The sequence below is a fragment of the Pseudomonas sp. Pseusp3 genome, from assembly GCF_047304225.1.
Lineage (GTDB): Bacteria > Pseudomonadota > Gammaproteobacteria > Pseudomonadales > Pseudomonadaceae > Aquipseudomonas > Aquipseudomonas fluorescens_CD.
Genome location: NZ_JBGLYV010000301.1, coordinates 1 through 224, shown reverse-complemented (window position 1 = coordinate 224; position 224 = coordinate 1). Strand labels below are relative to the sequence as shown.

1 pseudogene is annotated in these 224 nt (G+C 62.9%); it reads left to right on the top strand.

Going from position 1 to position 224, the window contains the following annotated elements:
• Positions 1-224, top strand: a pseudogene (locus ACCD00_RS30940) (GlxA family transcriptional regulator); the annotation flags it as partial.

The following is a 224-nucleotide window of genomic DNA, read 5'->3' as shown; positions in this document are numbered from 1 at the left end:
AACTCCGGGGCCCAACCCCAGAACCGTGCGCCTCAATCCATCGGCTTTCTGCTGCTGGACAATTTCACGCTGATTTCCCTGGCCTCCGCAGTGGAACCCCTGCGCATGGCCAACCAATTGTCCGGTCGCGAGCTGTATCGCTGGACCACCCTCACCGTCGATGGCGGTCAGGTCTGGGCCAGTGACGGCCTGCAGATCACCCCCGACGCCTCCATGCACAAAGC